Annotated in this window: 14 protein-coding genes; 9 read left to right on the top strand and 5 right to left on the bottom strand. The window is 61.5% G+C overall.

Annotated features, from left to right (window positions below; genetic code table 11):
* Nucleotides 1–777: 777 nt before the first annotated feature.
* Nucleotides 778–2,343 (bottom strand): sigma-54-dependent phenylalanine hydroxylase transcriptional regulator PhhR, encoded by a 1,566-nt coding sequence (locus tag JMV15_RS14860; protein ID WP_014719365.1) that lies wholly within the window; start codon nt 2,341–2,343, stop codon nt 778–780.
* A 257-nt stretch (nt 2,344–2,600) separates the two neighbouring features.
* On the opposite strand from JMV15_RS14860, the gene phhA reads away from it, so the two are divergent.
* From phhA to JMV15_RS14875, 3 genes are all read left to right on the top strand, one after another.
* Nucleotides 2,601–3,392: a phenylalanine 4-monooxygenase gene (gene phhA / locus JMV15_RS14865; RefSeq protein ID WP_014719366.1), complete on the top strand. Its 792-nt coding sequence runs from the start codon at nt 2,601–2,603 to the stop codon at nt 3,390–3,392.
* A 98-nt stretch (nt 3,393–3,490) separates the two neighbouring features.
* Nucleotides 3,491–3,847 carry a 4a-hydroxytetrahydrobiopterin dehydratase gene (locus JMV15_RS14870; protein WP_003192995.1) on the top strand — a complete coding sequence of 119 codons (357 nt, stop codon included), beginning with the start codon at nt 3,491–3,493 and terminating at the stop codon, nt 3,845–3,847.
* On the top strand, nt 3,847–5,040 hold the full coding sequence (locus JMV15_RS14875; protein ID WP_038451061.1) for an amino acid aminotransferase: 1,194 nt from the start codon (nt 3,847–3,849) through the stop codon (nt 5,038–5,040). The genes JMV15_RS14870 and JMV15_RS14875 overlap by 1 nt, the downstream gene beginning before the upstream one ends.
* Nucleotides 5,041–5,216: 176 nt before the next feature.
* On the opposite strand, the gene JMV15_RS14880 is transcribed toward JMV15_RS14875, so the two are convergent.
* Nucleotides 5,217–6,026: a UDP-2,3-diacylglucosamine diphosphatase gene (locus JMV15_RS14880; RefSeq protein WP_201491698.1), complete on the bottom strand. Its 810-nt coding sequence runs from the start codon at nt 6,024–6,026 to the stop codon at nt 5,217–5,219.
* A gap of 137 nt (nt 6,027–6,163) precedes the next feature.
* On the opposite strand from JMV15_RS14880, the gene JMV15_RS14885 reads away from it, so the two are divergent.
* Together JMV15_RS14885 and JMV15_RS14890 are read left to right on the top strand one after the other, a co-directional pair.
* Complete coding sequence (locus JMV15_RS14885) at nt 6,164–6,913, top strand: AraC family transcriptional regulator (protein WP_014719369.1); 750 nt, start codon at nt 6,164–6,166, stop codon at nt 6,911–6,913.
* 100 nt (nt 6,914–7,013) lie between these two features.
* A complete protein-coding gene (locus JMV15_RS14890) occupies nt 7,014–7,895 on the top strand; it encodes a DMT family transporter (protein ID WP_019818408.1) in 882 nt (293 codons plus the stop codon).
* A gap of 2 nt (nt 7,896–7,897) precedes the next feature.
* Here the strand turns inward: JMV15_RS14890 and JMV15_RS14895 are convergent, their stop codons facing one another.
* Nucleotides 7,898–8,185 carry a SelT/SelW/SelH family protein gene (locus tag JMV15_RS14895; protein WP_014719371.1) on the bottom strand — a complete coding sequence of 96 codons (288 nt, stop codon included), beginning with the start codon at nt 8,183–8,185 and terminating at the stop codon, nt 7,898–7,900.
* Nucleotides 8,186–8,268: 83 nt separating this feature from the next.
* On the opposite strand from JMV15_RS14895, the gene JMV15_RS14900 reads away from it, so the two are divergent.
* Complete coding sequence (locus JMV15_RS14900; protein WP_032903134.1) at nt 8,269–10,458, top strand: patatin-like phospholipase family protein; 2,190 nt, start codon at nt 8,269–8,271, stop codon at nt 10,456–10,458.
* 120 nt (nt 10,459–10,578) lie between these two features.
* Here the strand turns inward: JMV15_RS14900 and JMV15_RS14905 are convergent, their stop codons facing one another.
* Nucleotides 10,579–11,013 carry a MarR family transcriptional regulator gene (locus JMV15_RS14905; protein ID WP_003193007.1) on the bottom strand — a complete coding sequence of 145 codons (435 nt, stop codon included), beginning with the start codon at nt 11,011–11,013 and terminating at the stop codon, nt 10,579–10,581.
* A gap of 121 nt (nt 11,014–11,134) precedes the next feature.
* Nucleotides 11,135–13,264, bottom strand: a complete 2,130-nt coding sequence (gene recQ, locus JMV15_RS14910) for a DNA helicase RecQ (RefSeq protein ID WP_014719373.1) — start codon at nt 13,262–13,264, stop codon at nt 11,135–11,137.
* A gap of 277 nt (nt 13,265–13,541) precedes the next feature.
* On the opposite strand from recQ, the gene JMV15_RS14915 reads away from it, so the two are divergent.
* The 3 genes from JMV15_RS14915 (at nt 13,542) to JMV15_RS14925 (ending at nt 18,123) form a co-directional block, all read left to right on the top strand.
* Nucleotides 13,542–14,129, top strand: coding sequence for a UPF0149 family protein (locus tag JMV15_RS14915; RefSeq protein ID WP_019818413.1), 588 nt, complete (start codon nt 13,542–13,544; stop codon nt 14,127–14,129).
* Nucleotides 14,130–14,149: 20 nt separating this feature from the next.
* Nucleotides 14,150–14,533 carry a YbaN family protein gene (locus JMV15_RS14920; RefSeq protein WP_019818414.1) on the top strand — a complete coding sequence of 128 codons (384 nt, stop codon included), beginning with the start codon at nt 14,150–14,152 and terminating at the stop codon, nt 14,531–14,533.
* Between the two features lie 119 nt (nt 14,534–14,652).
* Complete coding sequence (locus JMV15_RS14925) at nt 14,653–18,123, top strand: hybrid sensor histidine kinase/response regulator (RefSeq protein ID WP_038451065.1); 3,471 nt, start codon at nt 14,653–14,655, stop codon at nt 18,121–18,123.
* Nucleotides 18,124–18,162: the final 39 nt, after the last annotated feature.

An 18,162-nucleotide genomic window follows, 5' to 3' on the forward strand; every position in this document is an offset into this window, starting at 1 on the left:
ACCGGTAGAGATCAAAGGGGGAGCGGGCTTGCCTGCGATCGTGCTGATTCAGTTGCAGATTAATTGACTGACCCGCCGCCATCGCGGGCAAGCCCGCTCCCACAGGGGATTGAGGCCGGGCGCTGATTGCGGGGGCAATACCCAACCAATGTGGGAGCTGGCTTGCCTGCGATAGCGTTAGTTCAGCGAAAGAATCATTGACTGACCCGCCGCCTTCGCGGGCAAGCCCGCTCCCACAGGGGATTGAGGCCGGGCGCTGATTGCGGGGGCAATACCCAACCAATGTGGGAGCTGGCTTACCTGCGATAGCGTTAGTTCAGCGACAGAATCATTGACTGACACGCCGCCTTCGCGGGCAAGCCCACTCCCACAGGGGATTGAGGCCGGGCGCTGATTGCGTGGGCAACACCCAACCAATGTGGGAGCTGGCTTGCCTGCGATAGCGTTAGTTCAGCGACAGAATCATTGACTGACACGCCGCCTTCGCGGGCAAGCCCGCTCCCACAGGGGATTGAGGCCGGGCGCTGATTGCGGGGGCAATACCCAACCAATGTGGGAGCTGGCTTGCCTGCGATAGCGTTAGTTCAGCGACAGAATCATTGACTGACCCGCCGCCTTCGCGGGCAAGCCCGCTCCCACAGGGGATTGAGGCCGGGCGCTGATTGCGGGGGCAATACCCAACCAATGTGGGAGCTGGCTTGCCTGCGATAGCGGTTGGGCAGGCACTGATATGCCAACTGACAATCCGCTATAGCAGGCAAGCCAGCTCCCACCGTTTTAACTGCGATCGGCCTTGAGCACTTCGTAATCACGCAGCTTGTTGGCAATGGTGGTGTGGGAAACTCCCAGGCGCTTGCCTAACTGGCGGCTGCTCGGGTGTTCGGCGTACAGGCTTTCCAACACCGCCTTCTCAAAGCGCCCGACGATATCCTCCAGGCTGCCCTCCAGGGAAAAATCGCCCAGCGGCTGACGCACGCCATAATCGGGCAAGCGAATATGTTCAACCTTGACCGTGCCGCCTTCGCACAACGACACCGCCTGGAACAGCACGTTTTCCAGTTGCCGCACGTTGCCTGGCCAGTGGTAGTGGCTGAGTTTGTCCATGGCCGCAGGGGCCAGCCTGGGCAGTGGGCAACCGATCTGCCGACTGGCCTGGTCGAGAAAGTGCTCGACCAACGGCGCGAGGCCATCCAGGCATTCGCGCAACGGCGGGATATGCAACGACAGCACATTCAGCCGGTGATAAAGGTCCTGACGAAACTCCCCCCGGGCGCAGAGTTCCGACAAGTCCATCTGGGTCGCGCAGATCACCCGCACGTCCAGGTACACCTCTTCATCACTGCCCACCCGGCGAAAACAACCATCCTGCAAAAAGCGCAGCAGCTTGACCTGCAAGCGCGCGCTCATTTCTCCCACGCCATCCAGAAACAAGGTACCGCCCGCCGTCAGCTCAAGCAGGCCCAATTTACCTTCCGCCCGCGCCCCTTCAAATGCGCCGGGACCATAGCCAAACAGTTCAGTCTCGGCCATCGACTCGGGCAACCCCGCGCAGTTGAGCGCCATCAACGGCGACTGCCCCCGCGGGCTGGCCAAGTGGCAGGCCCGGGCCAACAGCTCCTTGCCGGTGCCGGTTTCGCCTTCTATTAATAGCGGCGCATCCAGCGGCGCCATGCGCCGCGCTTCACGCACCACTGCGGCCATGACCTTGGAGCTTTGGAAGATGCTGTCGAAACCGCGCAGCTCTTGCTTGCGCACGTTATAGATACGCTCACCGACACGGTCGGCACGGTGCAGGGTGAGCACGGCGCCGGCCATGGCTTCACTGTCGTCGTGCTCGGAGGATTGCAGGGGCGCGATATCCGCCAGAAATACGTCGCCCTTGACCTTGACCCGCAGGCCATTGATTCGCGACTTGCTGGCGCGCACCAGTTCCGGCAGGTCAAAATCCTCGGCATAACGCGACAGGGGAATCCCCGGCACTTCATCTACCCGCACGCCAAGCAACTGCGCCGCCGCCCGGTTGGCGGCCACGATGGAGCCGCCCATATCAATGGACAGCACCGGGAATTCCAGGGCACCGAGCAACGCATTGAGTTCCATATGCCGCCGCTCGCTGGGCATCAGCCCTACCCGCTTGACCCCGAACACTCCGGCAATCGCCTCGAACTGCGGGCGCAACGCCTGGAATTGCATGTTCACCAGGTTGGGGCAGAACAGGTAGATGGCATTGCCATGCTCACCGCCGACTTCGCCCTTGGCGACGTTGACGCCGTACTCCACCAGCAGGTTGAGGATGTCCCGCAGGATGCCGATGCGGTTCTGGCAGTGCACTTTGATACGCATGGAAAAACTCGAAAAAGGAGTAGGCGCCGCGTCTTTTTGTCGCTAGGCGCAGATAGTCGTCAAGATTATGTGACAGTACGGCAGCTATTCCCAGCCCATAGCTGCGAGAAGCGAGCCTATCGTAACGAATTCTTTACGAATATCGGTAATTTTTCCTACACGCATTGGCTAAAGGCTGATGGAATCCTACGCCTATCCGGTTATCAATAGAGGCATCCCAGGACATAACAAGAACGAATGCCTAGCAGGAGAGCCGTATGAAGCAGACGCAGTACGTGGCCCGCGAGCCCGATGCGCAAGGTTTTATCCACTACCCGCCAGAAGAACACGCGGTGTGGAATACCCTGATCACTCGTCAGTTGAAGGTGATTGAGGGCCGCGCCTGCCAGGAATACCTGGACGGCATCGACAAGCTCGGCCTGCCCCTGGACCGCATCCCCCAACTGGGCGAGATCAACAAGGTGCTGGCCGACACCACCGGCTGGCAAGTCGCCCGCGTGCCGGCGCTGATTCCCTTCCAGACCTTCTTTGAATTGCTGGCCAGCAAGCAGTTTCCGGTGGCGACCTTTATCCGCACCCGTGAAGAACTGGACTACCTGCAAGAGCCGGATATTTTTCACGAGATCTTTGGCCACTGCCCGCTGCTAACCAACCCCTGGTTCGCTGAATTCACCCACACCTACGGCAAGCTCGGCCTGGCGGCCACCAAGGAGCAACGGGTGTACCTGGCGCGCCTGTACTGGATGACCATCGAGTTCGGCCTGGTGGACACGCCTCAGGGCCGGCGTATCTACGGTGGCGGCATTTTGTCGTCGCCTAAAGAAAGTGTGTATTGCCTGTCGGACGAGCCCGAGCACCAGGCCTTCGACCCGCTGGAAGCGATGCGCACCCCCTATCGCATCGACATCCTGCAACCGCTGTACTTCGTCTTGCCCGAGCTCAAGCGCCTGTTCGACGTGGCGCAGGAAGACATCATGGGCATGGTCGAGCGCGGCATGCAGTTGGGTCTGCACGCACCGAAATTTCCGCCCAAACCCAAAGCCGCGTGAACCTCACGTTTTAAGGCCAGGTGAGTCTGTTCCCTGGCCCCGCGTTGCTTTAGGGTAACGCCACTGACCTTCAATCATTCGAATTCAGGACACCTTCCATGACCACCTTGAACCAAGCCCACTGCGAAGCCTGCCGCGCCGATGCCCCGCAAGTCAGCGATGAAGAACTGCCGGTGCTGATCAAGCAGATCCCTGACTGGAACATCGAAGTGCGCGATGGGGTGATGCAGCTGGAAAAGGTTTTCCTGTTCAAGAACTTCAAATTCGCCCTGGCTTTCACCAACGCCATGGGTGAAATTTCCGAAGCCGAAGGCCATCACCCTGGCCTGCTCACCGAGTGGGGCAAAGTCACCGTGACCTGGTGGAGCCACTCCATCAAGGGCCTGCACCGCAACGACTTCATCATGGCCGCGCGCACCGACGAAGTGGCCAAGACTGCCGAGGGTCGCAAATAATGCATTTCGATGCCATCGACCGCGTGCCCGGCGACCCGATCCTCGGGTTGATGGACCTGTATACCCAGGACGCCAACCCGAACAAGTTCGACCTGGGCGTAGGTGTCTATAAGGACGAGCAAGGCCTGACGCCGATTCCCCACTCGGTGAAGCTGGCGGAACAGCGCCTGGTCGACACCCAAGTGACCAAGACCTATATCGGTGGGCATGGCGATGCAGCCTTCGGCAGCCTGATCAGCCAACTGGTGCTCGGCGCCGACTCGGCCTTGCTGCGTGACCGCCGCGCTGGCGCCACGCAAACCCCAGGCGGCACCGGCGCCCTGCGCTTGAGTGCCGACTTTATCGCCCACAGCCTGCCGGGCCGTGGCGTGTGGCTGAGCAACCCGACCTGGCCGATCCACGAAACCATTTTTGCCAAAGCCGGGCTCAAGGTCAGTCATTACCCTTACGTGGGCAGCGACAACCGCCTGGATGTGACGGCGATGCTGGCAACCCTGTCCAGCGTGCCCAAGGGCGACGTGGTATTGCTGCACGCGTGCTGCCATAACCCGACCGGCTTTGACCTGTCCCAGGATGACTGGCGCCAGGTCTTGCAGATCGTGCGTGAACGCCAGTTGCTGCCGCTGATCGACTTCGCCTACCAGGGCTTTGGCGATGGCCTGGAACAGGACGCCTGGGCGGTGCGCCTGTTTGCCGCCGAGCTGCCGGAAGTGCTGATCACCAGCTCCTGCTCGAAGAACTTCGGCCTGTATCGCGACCGCGTGGGTGCATTGATCGTCTGTGCGGCGGATGCCGAAAAGCTCACCGATGTACGCAGCCAACTGGCGAATATCGCGCGCAACCTGTGGTCGACACCGCCGGATCACGGTGCTGCGGTGGTGGCGACCATTCTCGGTGATGCACAGCTGAAAAAGCAGTGGAGCGAGGAAGTCGAGGCCATGCGTTCGCGGATCGCTCAGTTACGCTCCGGATTGGTGGAAGCGCTTGCGCCCCATGGCCTGGCCGAGAAATTCGCACATATCGGCACGCAGCGTGGGATGTTTTCCTATACCGGCTTGAGTGCCGAGCAGGTCAAGCAACTGCGCGAAAAGCACAGTGTGTATATGGTCAGTTCGGGGCGGGCTAACGTGGCCGGGGTTGATGCAACGCGCTTGACGTTGCTGGCTCAAGCCATCGCCGACGTTTCCAACTGAAGAAACAGGATTACGTGTGGGAGCTGGCTTGCCTGCGATGGCGGTGGTTCAGTTGCAGATTAATTGCCTGGCCCACCGCCATCGCGGGCAAGCCCGCTCCCACAGGGGATTGATGCCGGACGCTGAATCCGTGTGCGATACCTAGCCAGCGCCCACTTTTATAAGCATGCAGGGCTTCAGCCAGCGACCATTTCGGCCTTTAGCAGTACCTCTTTGGCCTGCGCATCCGCCAACCGATACAACTCGATATGCCCATCCCAGTGCTCGATCAAGGCCGTGCACGACTCCACCCAATCCCCGCAGTTGAGGTAATCCACCTCGCCCACCTTGCGAATCTCGGCATGGTGAATATGCCCGCACACCACCCCGTGCAATTCACGCTTGGTCACCTCGTGGGCAATCGCCTCTTCGAAATCGCTGATAAAACTCACTGCCGTCTTGACCTTGTGTTTCAGGTACGCCGACAGCGACCAGTAACCGTAGCCATACCGCGCACGCCAGTGGTTCAGCCAGCGGTTCAGCGTCAGGGTGAATTCGTAGGCCGAGTCGCCGAGGAAGGCGAGCCAGCGGTGATAGCGCGTGATCACATCAAACTGGTCGCCATGAATCACCAGCAAGTGGCGGCCGTCGGCGGTGACGTGTACAGCCTCATCGACCAATTGGATATTGCCCAGGATCAGCTTGGAATAGCGACGCAGGAACTCGTCATGGTTGCCGGTGACATAGATCACCTCGGTGCCACGTTTGGCCATGGTCAGCAAGCGGCGGATCACGTTGGTGTGGGCCTGGGGCCAATACATGCCACCGCGCAGTTTCCAACCGTCGATGATGTCACCGACCAGGTAGACCTTGTCGGCGTGGTAGCCCTTGAGAAAGTGCGACAGGTGTTCGGCCTGGCAATCCCGAGTGCCCAGGTGCACGTCGGAAATCCACAGGGTTCGCACCCGTTGCTTGCGGCTGGGCTTGGTGAACTCGGCACGGGTCATGGGCATCCCTCGACGCTGTTTTGGCGAGCTTGCGCCTTGGCGATTAATAGTCCATGACAAGCGTGCGTCAGTCTGATGACAGCGCCCGTCGCTCGCCAAGCGTTGTAGACTGACAGCTTGCCGCCCTGGAGACCGCGATGAGCCCGACCCTCACGCTACGCCACTACCTCGAAGCGCCCATTGCCCACAGCCATGACCATGCGCAGTTGGTGTTCGGCCTTTCCGGGCACCTGGACCTGGAAGTCGATGGCCGTGGCAGCCAGGTGCGCGAAAGCAGCGTGATGGTGCTGCCCTTCTCCACCCACCACGCCTGCATCAGCCGCGATGGCAGCCGCTGCCTGGTGCTGGATGTGCCGACCGAGCACTGGGTGGTGCAATCCTTGGGCGAACATGCCGATGCCAGCCGCCGCTTGCTCGACCAACCCGCACGCCTGGCGCTGGATGCCCGGCAACACCAGTTGGTGCAGTGGCTGGCACAAAGCCCGGTGCACGACCCGCTGATCGTCCAGCAAGGCGCCGTGTTGTTACTGGCCAGCCTCAACCACCCTCAGGGTCAACCGCTGCCTGGCCGGCGTCTGCCTTATGCCGCGTTCAATAGCCATATCGAGCGCCATGCGGCGCGTCCGCTCCAGGTGGCCGACCTGGCACGGATTGCCGATTTGTCCGTGCCGCGCCTGCATGCACGGTTTATGGCTGAGTGCGGGCAAACGCCGATGGACTATCTACGCAGTCGTCGCTTGCATATGGCGCTCAGGCTTTTACGCGAAACCTCCCTGCCCATCGGCGAGATTGCCGAGCGCGTCGGCTACGCCTCGCAAAGTGCATTTTGCGCGGCCATGCTACGGGCCTTTGGCGCCTCGCCCGGGGCGTTGCGTCGGGCGGGCTAGCAAGAGTCTTGCGCTAAAAATCACCCGGCCCGCGACAGACGCCCATCCTCCAACCCTCTAGACTGCGAGGCTGTCACCCCCTGTTGGATCAAGGATCGCAATGACTCCCCGCTCAGCCCTTGGCGCCCTGCATATCGGCGCACTGATGTTTGGCCTCACCGGCGTATTCGGCAAGCTGGCGGCGGCCTCCCCTGCCATCATCGTATTCGGCCGGGCCGCGTTTGCCGTGCTGGCCCTGGCGGTATTCGCCCGCTTTGCCAGCAACGCTCCCTGGAAAAAACTGGAGATGCGTGACTGGCGTCGCCTGCTGGTCAGCGGCGTCGTGCTGGCCGCCCATTGGGTGACGTTCTTTATCGCTGTCAAAGTCGCGGGTGTGGCCGTGGCGACCCTGGGGTTCACCGCATTTCCGGCCTTTACCGTAATCCTTGAGGGGCTGATTTTCCGCGAGCGCATTCGCGCCAATGAAGTGCTGCTGGTGGTGCTGGTCACCGTTGGCCTGGTGCTTGTGACCCCGGATTTCAATCTCGCCAGCGAGGCCACGGGCGGGCTGCTGTGGGGCATCGCCTCGGGCCTGTTGTTCTCGTTGTTGTCGCTGAACAATCGCGCCAGTTCAGGGCGCATTCCTGCGGTACAGGCCGCGCTGTGCCAGAACGTCGTGGTCGCCGCGCTCCTGCTGCCCGTGGCCGCGCCGGGGTTGGCGGATGTGCGAGGGATAGATTGGCTGTGGATCGGGCTGCTGGGGGTGTTTTGTACCGGCCTGGCCCACAGCCTGTTTGTCGCCAGCCTTGCGGTGATCAAGGCGCGCACCGCGTCGGTGGTGTTTGCGATGGAACCGGTCTACGGCATCACCGTGGCCTGGCTGTTGTTTGCCGAAACCCCGACCCTGCGCATGCTGCTGGGCGGCGCCTTGATCATCGTCGCCATCGTGCTCTCCGGCCTGATGGGCAGCGCCAGCCAGGCCAAGCAACCGGCGCCGGCCTGACTTCAGACGGTACGGTCGTTATGCCCGAGGTCGCGCTGCGGGTCGATCTGGTCGCGCACTCGCTGCTTGAGCACCTTGGCCTCGGGAAAACCGCCATCGGCCTTGCGCTCCCAAATCTGCACGCCATCGCAGGTAATGCGAAAGGCCCCGCCGGTGGCCGGTTCCAGTGCCACGCGCCCCAAGTCATCGGCAAAGGTGCTGAGTAGCTCCTGGGCCAGCCACGCGGCGCGCAGCAACCACTGGCACTGGGTGCAATAGGTGATCACGATCTCGGGTTTGCATGCAGACATCATTAAGCGGCTCCTGGCGTAACAGGCTCAGCGAATCGGGTGGCTATAATAGCGGCCTTTGTCGCCCAGCCACGAGATTGATGATGCGCCGCCTGCTGTCTTGCCTGTTCCTGTGCCTTGTCCCCCTACTTGCCGACGCGGTAGAAGCCCCCCGCCCGAAAATCGGCCTGGTGCTGTCCGGCGGCGCCGCCCGTGGCCTGGCGCATATCGGCGTGCTCAAGGCGCTTGAAGAGCAAGGTATTCATATCGATGCGATTGCCGGCACCAGTATGGGCGCGGTGATTGGCGGGTTGTATGCGTCGGGCTACAAAATTGACGAGCTGGAGAAGTTGGCGCTGGGGATCGACTGGCAGCAGGCCCTGTCCGACGCGCCACCGCGTGAAGATGTACCGTTTCGGCGCAAACAGGACGACCGGGATTTCCTGGTCAAACAAAAACTCAGTTTCCGCGACGATGGCAGCCTCGGCCTGCCGCTGGGCGTGATCCAGGGCCAGAACCTGGCGTTGCTGCTGGAAAGCATGTTCGCCCACAGCAGCAACACGCGTAATTTCGACAAGCTGCCGATCCCATTCCGCGCCGTGGCCACCGACATCACCACCGGCGAAAAAGTAGTCTTCAGCAAAGGCCACCTGCCCCAGGTGATACGCGCCAGCATGTCGATTCCCGCGGTGTTCGCCCCGGTGGAGCTGGATGGCCGCCTGCTGGTGGACGGCGGTATGACCGACAACATCCCGTTGGATGTGGCGCGGGAGATGGGCGTCGATATTGCTATCGTGGTCGACATCGGCACCCCGCTGCGCTCGCGCAAACAACTGGCCACCGTGGTGGACGTGCTCAACCAGTCCATCACCCTGATGACCCGGCGTAACTCCGAGGAACAACTCAAGGCCCTGAACCCCAAGGACGTGTTGATCCAACCGCCGCTGGCCGCTTATGGCGTCACCGACTTTGGCCGCGCCAAGGACATGATCGATGCCGGCTACCGCGCCACCCGTGCCCTCGACGTGCGCCTGGCACACCTGCGCCCTGCCGAACCCATCGACGCCGACCTGATAGCCGCCCGCACACCGGGCGAACGCACCCCGGTAATCACCGCAATCCAGGTGGAGAACGACTCCAAAGTCAGCGATGACGTTATCCGCTACTACATTCGCCAGGGGCTGGGAGAACCGTTGAACCTGGGCCGCCTGCAATCAGACATGGGCACCCTGTACGGCCTGGATTACTTCGAGCAGGTGCAATACCGCGTGGTAAAAAAAGGCCAGGACAACACCCTGGTGATCAGCGCACGCGGCAAGCGCAGCGGCACCGACTACCTGCGCCTGGGCTTGAACCTCTCGGACGACATGCGCGGCGACAGCGCCTTCAACCTCGGCGCCAGTTACCGCGTGAACGGCATCAACCGCCTCGGCGCGGAATGGCTCACACGGGTGCAGATCGGTGATCGGCAGGAGCTCTACAGTGAGTTCTACCAACCCATGGACACCGGCTCACGCTACTTTGTGGCCCCCTACATCAGGGCCGAGGCGCAGAACGTCGAGCTGATCCTGGATAACGACCCCATCTCCGAATACCGCCTGGAACGCTATGGCTTCGGTTTGAACGTGGGCCGGCAGATCGGCAACAGCGGCGAGATCCGCTTTGGCGTGGGCGAAGCCTGGGGCAAGGCGGACGTGCGCATTGGCGACCGCGATCTGCCAAGCGTGAGCTTCAGCGAAGGCTTCTATGAACTCAAATATTCCTTCGACTCCCTGGACAACGTGTACTTCCCCCACAGCGGCGAAGACATCGGCCTGGCCTTTCGCGAGTTCGAACCTGGCCTGGGCTCGGACCAGCGCTACCGCCAGTGGGAATTCAAGCTGGACAAGGCCATGAGCCACGGCCCGGACACCCTGATACTGGGCGGCCGCTATGGGCGCACCCTGGACGATTCGGATGTGGTGATTTCCAGCTTCCTGCTAGGAGGCGCACGGCAATTATCAGGCTTCCGCCAGGATGCGATTTCGGGGCAGAACATCAGCCTGATGCGCGCGGTGTACTACCGCAGGCTCACCCCGCGCTCTTACCTGCCTCTGGACTTCCCGTTGTACCTGGGTGCATCCCTGGAACGGGGTCGGGCGTGGAACAACGATAACGAGTTCGACAGCGGCTATATCAACGCGGCGAGTATTTTCCTGGGGTTTGATACACCCTTGGGGCCGCTGAATTTCAGCTATGGGTTCAATGATGATAATCAGAAGGCGGTGTACTTGAACCTGGGCCAGACGTTCTAAGAAGCCGAACACTAAACCCAATGTGGGAGCTGGCTTGCCTGCGATAGCGGTGCGTCAGCCAGCTAATCCCTTGACTGAATGTCCGTCATCGCAGGCAAGCCAGCTCCCACATTATTTAGATCAGGACTTTTCCAGGTTCGCCAGGATGTGCTCATGCACCCGCATGCACACCCGCAGGTCTTCCTCATTCACGCCCACGAACAACTCATGGCGCAACGCCGTGGCGATGGTTTCGATCTGGTCGATCAACGGTTGGGCGGTGTCGCACAGCAGGATACGTTTGGCACGACGGTCTTCTACTACGGCCTGGCGTTGCACCAGGCCCTGGCCCTCGAGGCTGTCGAGCAGACGAGCCAGGGTGGGCCCTTCCACGCCGACACTCTGGGCCAATTCACGCTGGGTGGGTGCTTCGACAAAACGGGCCAGGTGCAACAGCACCAGCCAGCGCGCCTGGGACAAGCCCAGCCCCGCCAGCCGGCGATCCAGTTCGGCGCGCCAACCTCGGGACATTTGCGCCAACTGCATGCCAAAACGGTGTTGATCGGTTAACGGCATAAAAAACTCATGTTTAAGACTGAAAATAAAGTATGGCTAATTATTAGTCAGCTAAGCATGAGCCCTGTCAGTAGGCAAGGCCCGCTATGTACTGATTCGTTACATTGTCGTAATTGGCACACTAAATTTCGAATTCCGACTGCAAAGCAGCACGCACGCAGTACAAAACGCCTTCCGGAACACGCCCGGTAAATAACGGCGCAATCTCCGTGACAGCTGGCAATTCGCCTTCTCCATCGAGAAAAGCGTCCTGGATTTCACCGAGCAAATCTTCAGGCAAATCAAGGGCCTGCTCCAGGGACAATTGCTGCTTGCCGATGGCTTCGGCGAGCAAGGTGTATACGTTTTTTTCCGAGCATTGCAGCTGGCCGGCGATCTGGATCGGGGTCATGCCGGCGCGGGCCAGGCTGATCAGTTCGTGGCGAATATCGGCGATTTCCTTCGGCGCTTCGGCCTGGCCGCCGAGCACTTCCAGGAAGGCCTGGCCGTAGCGTTCCAGTTTACGCGCGCCCACACCGCTGACCCGGGCCATCTCGGCCATGGTGGTGGGCTGCTCGCGGAGCATCTCCAGCAAGGTGGAGTCGGGAAAGATAACGTAGGGTGGCACGCTGTGCTCCTGCGCCAGTTTGCGCCGCAGGGTGCGCAAGGCTTCCCACTGTTCGCGTTCTTCACCCCGCACCAGTTGGCTGGCCTGGCTAGTACTGCTGCTTTTGGCGGTGGTCTGCGGCTTGAGGTCACGGCGCAGTTCCAGGCTCACTTCGCCCTTGAGCAAGGGCCGGCAACTATCATTCAGGCGCAGCCCGCCGTAGCCTTCGATATCGATGTCGACCAGCCCACGGGCAACCATCTGGCGAAACAGCGAACGCCACTCACCTTCGGCGCGAGCTTTGCCGACACCGTACACCGAGAGTTTCTCGTGGCCGAAGCTGCGGATTTTTTCATTGTCCTTGCCCAGCAGTACGTCCACCAGATGGCCCACACCATAACGCTGGCCGGTGCGATAGATCGTCGACAACGCCTGGCGCGCCGGCTCGGTGGCGTCCCAGGTTTGTACGCCGTCGATGCAGTTATCGCAGTGGCCGCAGGGTTCAGGCATGTCTTCGTCGAAATACGCCAGCAGGGTCTGGCGGCGGCAGCGGGTCTCTTCGCACAACGAGAGCATGGCATCGAGCTTGTGCTGTTCCAGGCGTTTGTGGCGCTCGTCGCCCTCGGAGTTCTGCAGCATCTGCTTGAGCATCACCACGTCTTGCAGTCCGTAGACCATCCAGGCATCCGCCGGCAGGCCATCGCGGCCGGCACGCCCGGTTTCCTGGTAATAGGCCTCAAGGGACTTGGGCAGGTCCATGTGCGCCACGAAACGCACGTTGGATTTGTCGATGCCCATGCCAAAGGCGATGGTTGCCACCATGATCAGGCCTTCCTCGTTCAGGAAGCGCTTCTGGTGCGCTGATCGCGTTTCATTGGGCAGGCCGGCATGGTAAGGCAGTGCCGGGTAGCCTTGTTCACAGAGGAACGCCGCGACCTCGTCGACTTTCTTGCGCGATAGGCAGTACACGATGCCCGCGTCACTGCGCCGCTCGGACAGGAACGCCAGCAACTGCTTGCGTGGCTGCTCCTTGGGCACGATGCGGTAGAAAATATTGGGCCGGTCAAAACTCGACAGGAAGCGCTCGGCGTTCTGCAAATGCAGGCGCTCGACGATCTCTTCGCGGGTCCGCTTGTCGGCGGTGGCGGTCAGCGCGATACGCGGCACATCGGGAAACAGTTCGGCCAATTGGCCAAGCTGCAGGTATTCGCGACGGAAATCGTGACCCCATTGCGACACACAGTGGGCTTCGTCAATGGCGAACAGGGCGATTTCCAGGCTCTGCAAAAAAGCCAGCATGCGTGGCTGCACCAGGCGCTCCGGCGCCAGGTAGAGCATTTTCACCTCGCCACGCTTGATGCGTGCGGCCAGGTCGCGCTGCTGCTCGGCGCTGAGAGTGGAGTTCAACGACGCGGCGGCGACACCGAGTTCTTCAAGGGTGGCGACCTGATCGTCCATCAACGCAATCAGCGGCGACACCACCACGGCCAGGCCATTGCGCAACAGCGCCGGCACCTGGAAGCACAGCGACTTGCCGCCACCGGTAGGCATCAGTACCAGGGCATCGCCGCCACTGGCCACGCGCTCAATGATCGCACCCTGGCGGCCACGAAAACTGTCGTAGCCGAAGATGTCCTTGAGGACGCGTTGAGCCTGCTCGAGCATGTAAAACTCCAAAATGGTGCCGAAAACCCCTCTATACAGGCTGGCCGAAAAAATCCCCGTTCACGAAAAATAATCCGTAAGCGAAGTTTTCCCGGATTGGCGCTGGGCCTGTAGGGGCATCACAAAACGCGGCAGTATACCCGAGCGTTATCCACCAAAGGGCGCGACTGACGAATAGACGCACCAGGCTAAAACCGGGCAAATATGCCGTGCGGCTGGCCTGGGCGCTCAAGAAAGCCTAGAATTCAGCATCGTTTATTCCCAAGGTAGCCCTTCAATGTCCTTCGCTGAGCAACTAACCCGCCTGCAAGCCTTCCTCGACGCCGATGAGCTGCATGACGAGGCGCTGGACTACGTGGCCGCCCACGGCTACCTGACCGCCCTGTCGATCTGCTCCGACCCCGTCCCGGACCGTGAATGGATCGACGCGCTGTTCGCTGAAGAGCCTCACTACAGCGACGACGCCCAGCGCGCAGAAATCGAATCCACCCTGATCGCCCTCAAGGCCCACATCGCCCGCCAACTGGCCTCCGACGAAGAGTTCGAGCTGCCGTGCGAGCTGGACCTGGGCGACGACCCTGATGACTCCGACCTGCGCGGCTGGTGCATCGGCTTCATGGAAGGCGTGTTCCTGCGCGAAGCCGCCTGGTTCGAAACCGCCGAAGAAGAAGTCAGCGAAATGCTGCTGCCGATCATGGTCGGCTCAGGCCTGTTCGAAGAGGAAGCAGAGTTCTCCGACATCGCCGCCGACGCCAACCTGATGGACGACATGATCGTGCAGATCCCGGAAGCCCTCACCGCGCTGTACCTGCTGTGCAACGCGCCTGACGAAAAACCGGCGATCCTCAAGCCACGTCACCACTGAGTGGCTTGCCCGTGGCACCCATGGGCAACCGTCCACTGCTCCTGCGCTACGCGCTGCTGGCCATCGGCTGGCTAAGCGTAGCGCTGGGAGTCATCGGCATTTTCCTACCTGTGCTGCCGACCACGCCCTTCCTGTTACTCGCCGCCGCCTGTTTCGCTCGCAGCTCCCCGCGCTTCTACCACTGGCTGGTGGAACACCCGCGCCTGGGGCCATGGGTGCGCGATTACCTGGACGGCAATGGCATCCCGCTCAAAGGCAAGGTCTACGCCATTGGCTTGATGTGGTTGAGCATCTCGATTTCCTGCTACCTGGTGCCGCTGCCATGGGCACGGGGCTTTATGCTGACCAGTGCGGTGCTGGTGACGATCTACATCCTGCGCCAGAAAACCCTGCCGCCACGCTGAGCGCCACCTGCGACATTCGATCCCACACGACCTTGGTCGACACTGACTAACACCAGGCATCATGCGAGACTGTCCAACCGGGCCTGGAATGCCCGGGTGTTCTTATGCTCGGAGTTACCATGACGCTGTCCAGCGGGCTGATCGCCGCCGTTGCCCTGGCCTATATGGCCACTATGTTTGCCATCGCCTTTTACGGTGACCGCCGCCATGCGCCGCTGCCACCGCGCGTGCGTGCCTGGGTGTATAGCCTGTCACTGGCGGTGTACTGCACCAGTTGGACCTTCTTCGGCGCCGTAGGCCAAGCCGCCGAACAACTGTGGGCATTCTTGCCGATCTACCTGGGACCTGTGCTGTTGCTGGTGCTGGCACCCTGGGTGCTGCAGAAGATGATCCTGATCAGCAAGCAGGAAAACATTACCTCCATCGCCGACTTTATCGCTGCCCGCTACGGCAAGTCCCAGTCCCTGGCGGTGGTGGTGGCACTTATTTGCCTGGTGGGCGTGCTGCCCTATATCGCGCTGCAGCTCAAAGGCATCGTACTGGGCGTGAACCTGCTGATCGGCGCCGGCCCCGACACCACCGGCACCCGCGCCCAGGACACGGCCTTGATCGTGTCGCTGGTGCTGGCGCTGTTTACCATCGTGTTCGGCACACGCAACCTCGACGCCACCGAACACCACCGCGGCATGGTGCTGGCGATTGCGTTTGAGTCGCTGGTCAAGCTGTTCGCTTTTCTCGCCGTCGGTGCCTTTGTCACCTACGGCTTGTACGACGGTTTCGGCGATCTGTTCAGCCAGGCCATGCTCGCCCCGCGCCTGGAGGAATACTGGAAAGAGACCATCAACTGGCCTTCGATGGTGGTACAGACCGGCGTCGCCATGATGGCGATCATCTGCCTGCCGCGACAATTTCATGTGACGGTGGTGGAGAACATCGACCCCCAGGATTTGCGCCTGGCCAAGTGGGTGTTCCCGGCTTATTTGATCCTCGCGGCACTGTTCGTGGTGCCCATCGCCTTGGGCGGCAAGATGCTGTTGCCCAGCTCAGTGCTGCCGGACTCCTATGTGATCAGCCTGCCAATGGCCGAGGCCCATCCTGCCCTCGCCGTGCTGGCATTCATTGGCGGTGCATCAGCGGCCACTGGCATGGTGATCGTGGCGAGCATTGCACTGTCGACGATGGTCTCCAACGATATGCTGCTGCCATGGCTGTTGCGCCGATCCAGCGCCGAGCGGCCATTCGAAGTCTTTCGCCACTGGATGCTGTCGGTTCGCCGGGTGAGCATTGTGATCATCCTGCTGCTGGCGTACGTGAGCTACCGCTTGCTGGGCTCCACTGCCAGCCTGGCGACCATCGGCCAGATCGCCTTTGCCGCTGTGACCCAACTGGCCCCAGCGATGCTCGGCGCACTCTATTGGAAGCAGGCCAACCGGCGTGGGGTGTTTGCCGGTTTGGCCGCCGGTACCTTCCTGTGGTTCTACACCTTGGTCTTGCCAGTGACGGCGAAAAGTCTGGGCTGGTCGCTCAGCCTTTTCCCCGGCCTGACCTGGATGCATTCCCACCCGTTCGGGCTGTCGGTCACGTCGCTGACCTTGGGCACCGTGTTCTCCCTGGCGGGGAATTTCACCCTCTTCGTGTGGGTGTCCATGCTGTCGCGCACACGGGTTTCCGAGCACTGGCAGGCAGGCCGTTTTATCGGCCAGGAAATCAACCAGCGTGCGAGTGCGCGCTCCATGCTGTCGGTGCAGATCAGCGACCTGCTCAGCCTCGCGGCGCGCTTCGTCGGGGAAGAACGGGCCCAGCAGAGCTTTATTCGCTTCGCCTACCGCCAAGGCAAAGGCTTCAACCCCAACCAGAATGCCGATAACGATTGGATCGCCCACACCGAACGCTTGCTGGCCGGCGTACTCGGGGCCTCCTCGACGCGGGCGGTGGTGAAAGCGGCAATCGAAGGGCGGGAAATGCAACTGGAGGACGTTGTCCGTATCGCCGACGAAGCCTCGGAAGTGCTGCAGTTCAACCGCGCCCTACTGCAAGGCGCCATCGAGAACATCACCCAGGGCATCAGCGTGGTGGACCAGTCGCTCAAGCTGGTGGCCTGGAACCGGCGTTACCTGGAACTGTTCAACTACCCGGACGGCTTGATCAGCGTCGGCCGGCCCATTGCAGACATCATTCGCTACAACGCCGAGCGCGGCCTGTGTGGCCCTGGCGAAGCGCAAGTGCACGTGGCGCGTCGCCTGCACTGGATGCGCCAGGGGCGTGCGCACACCTCCGAGCGCTTGTTCCCCAATGGCCGGGTGATCGAGTTGATCGGCAACCCGATGCCCGGCGGCGGGTTTGTCATGAGCTTCACCGACATCACCGCCTTCCGCGAAGCCGAACAAGCACTGACCGAAGCCAACGAGGGCCTGGAGCAGCGGGTGACCGAGCGCACCCATGAACTGTCGCAACTGAACGTGGCCCTCACCGACGCCAAGGGCGTGGCCGAATCCGCCAGCCAGTCGAAGACGCGGTTCCTGGCGGCCGTGAGCCATGACCTGATGCAACCGCTGAACGCTGCGCGGCTGTTTTCCGCCGCCCTCTCCCACCAGACCGATGGCCTGTCCAGTGAGGCACGGCAATTGGTGCAGCACCTGGACAGCTCGCTGCGCTCGGCTGAAGACTTGATCAGTGATTTGCTGGATATTTCGCGCCTGGAAAACGGCAAGATCAACCCACAACGCCAACCCTTTGTCCTCAACGAGCTGTTCGACACCCTGGGTGCAGAATTCAAGGCGCTGGCCCAGGAGCAACACTTGCGCTTCCGCTGGCGCGGCAGCCGTTTGCGGGTCGACAGCGATATCAAACTTTTACGGCGAATTTTGCAGAACTTTCTGACCAATGCCTTCCGTTATGCCGACGGCCCAGTGCTGCTAGGCGTACGTCGCCGCAAGGGCGAACTCTGCCTGGAGGTCTGGGACCGCGGCCCTGGCATTGCGCCGGATAAACAAAAGGTGATCTTCGAAGAGTTCAAGCGCCTGGACAGCCACCAGACCCGTGCCGAAAAGGGCCTGGGCCTGGGCCTGGCGATTGCCGACGGTCTGTGCCGCGTGCTGGGCCATCGCCTGAGCGTGCGCTCCTGGCCGGGCAAAGGCAGCGTCTTCAGCGTGTGCGTGCCGCTGGCCCGCAACCAGGCCAGCGTGCAACCCAAGCCGCCCACAGAAACCGGCCTGCCCTTGAGTGGCGCACGGGTGCTATGCGTGGATAACGAAGACAGCATCCTGATCGGCATGCGCAGCCTGCTAACGCGCTGGGGCTGTGAAGTCTGGACGGCCGCCAACCAGGCCGAATGCGCGGCACTGCTAGCCGACGGTATCCGCCCGCAACTGGCGTTGGTGGATTACCACCTGGACCACGGCGAAACCGGTACCGAGTTGATGGGCTGGCTGCGTGCGCAACTGGCCGAGCCGATTCCCGGTGTGGTGATCAGTGCCGATGGGCGACCGGAGATGGTGGCCGAGGTGCACGGGGCGGGGTTGGATTACTTGGCCAAACCGGTGAAGCCGGCGGCGTTGCGGGCGCTGTTAAGCAGGCATTTGCCCCTGTAACGGGGCTGTATTCGAGCTATTTGTGGGAGCAATTTAGAC

The sequence above is a fragment of the Pseudomonas paracarnis genome (genome assembly GCF_904063055.1).
Lineage (GTDB): Bacteria > Pseudomonadota > Gammaproteobacteria > Pseudomonadales > Pseudomonadaceae > Aquipseudomonas > Aquipseudomonas paracarnis.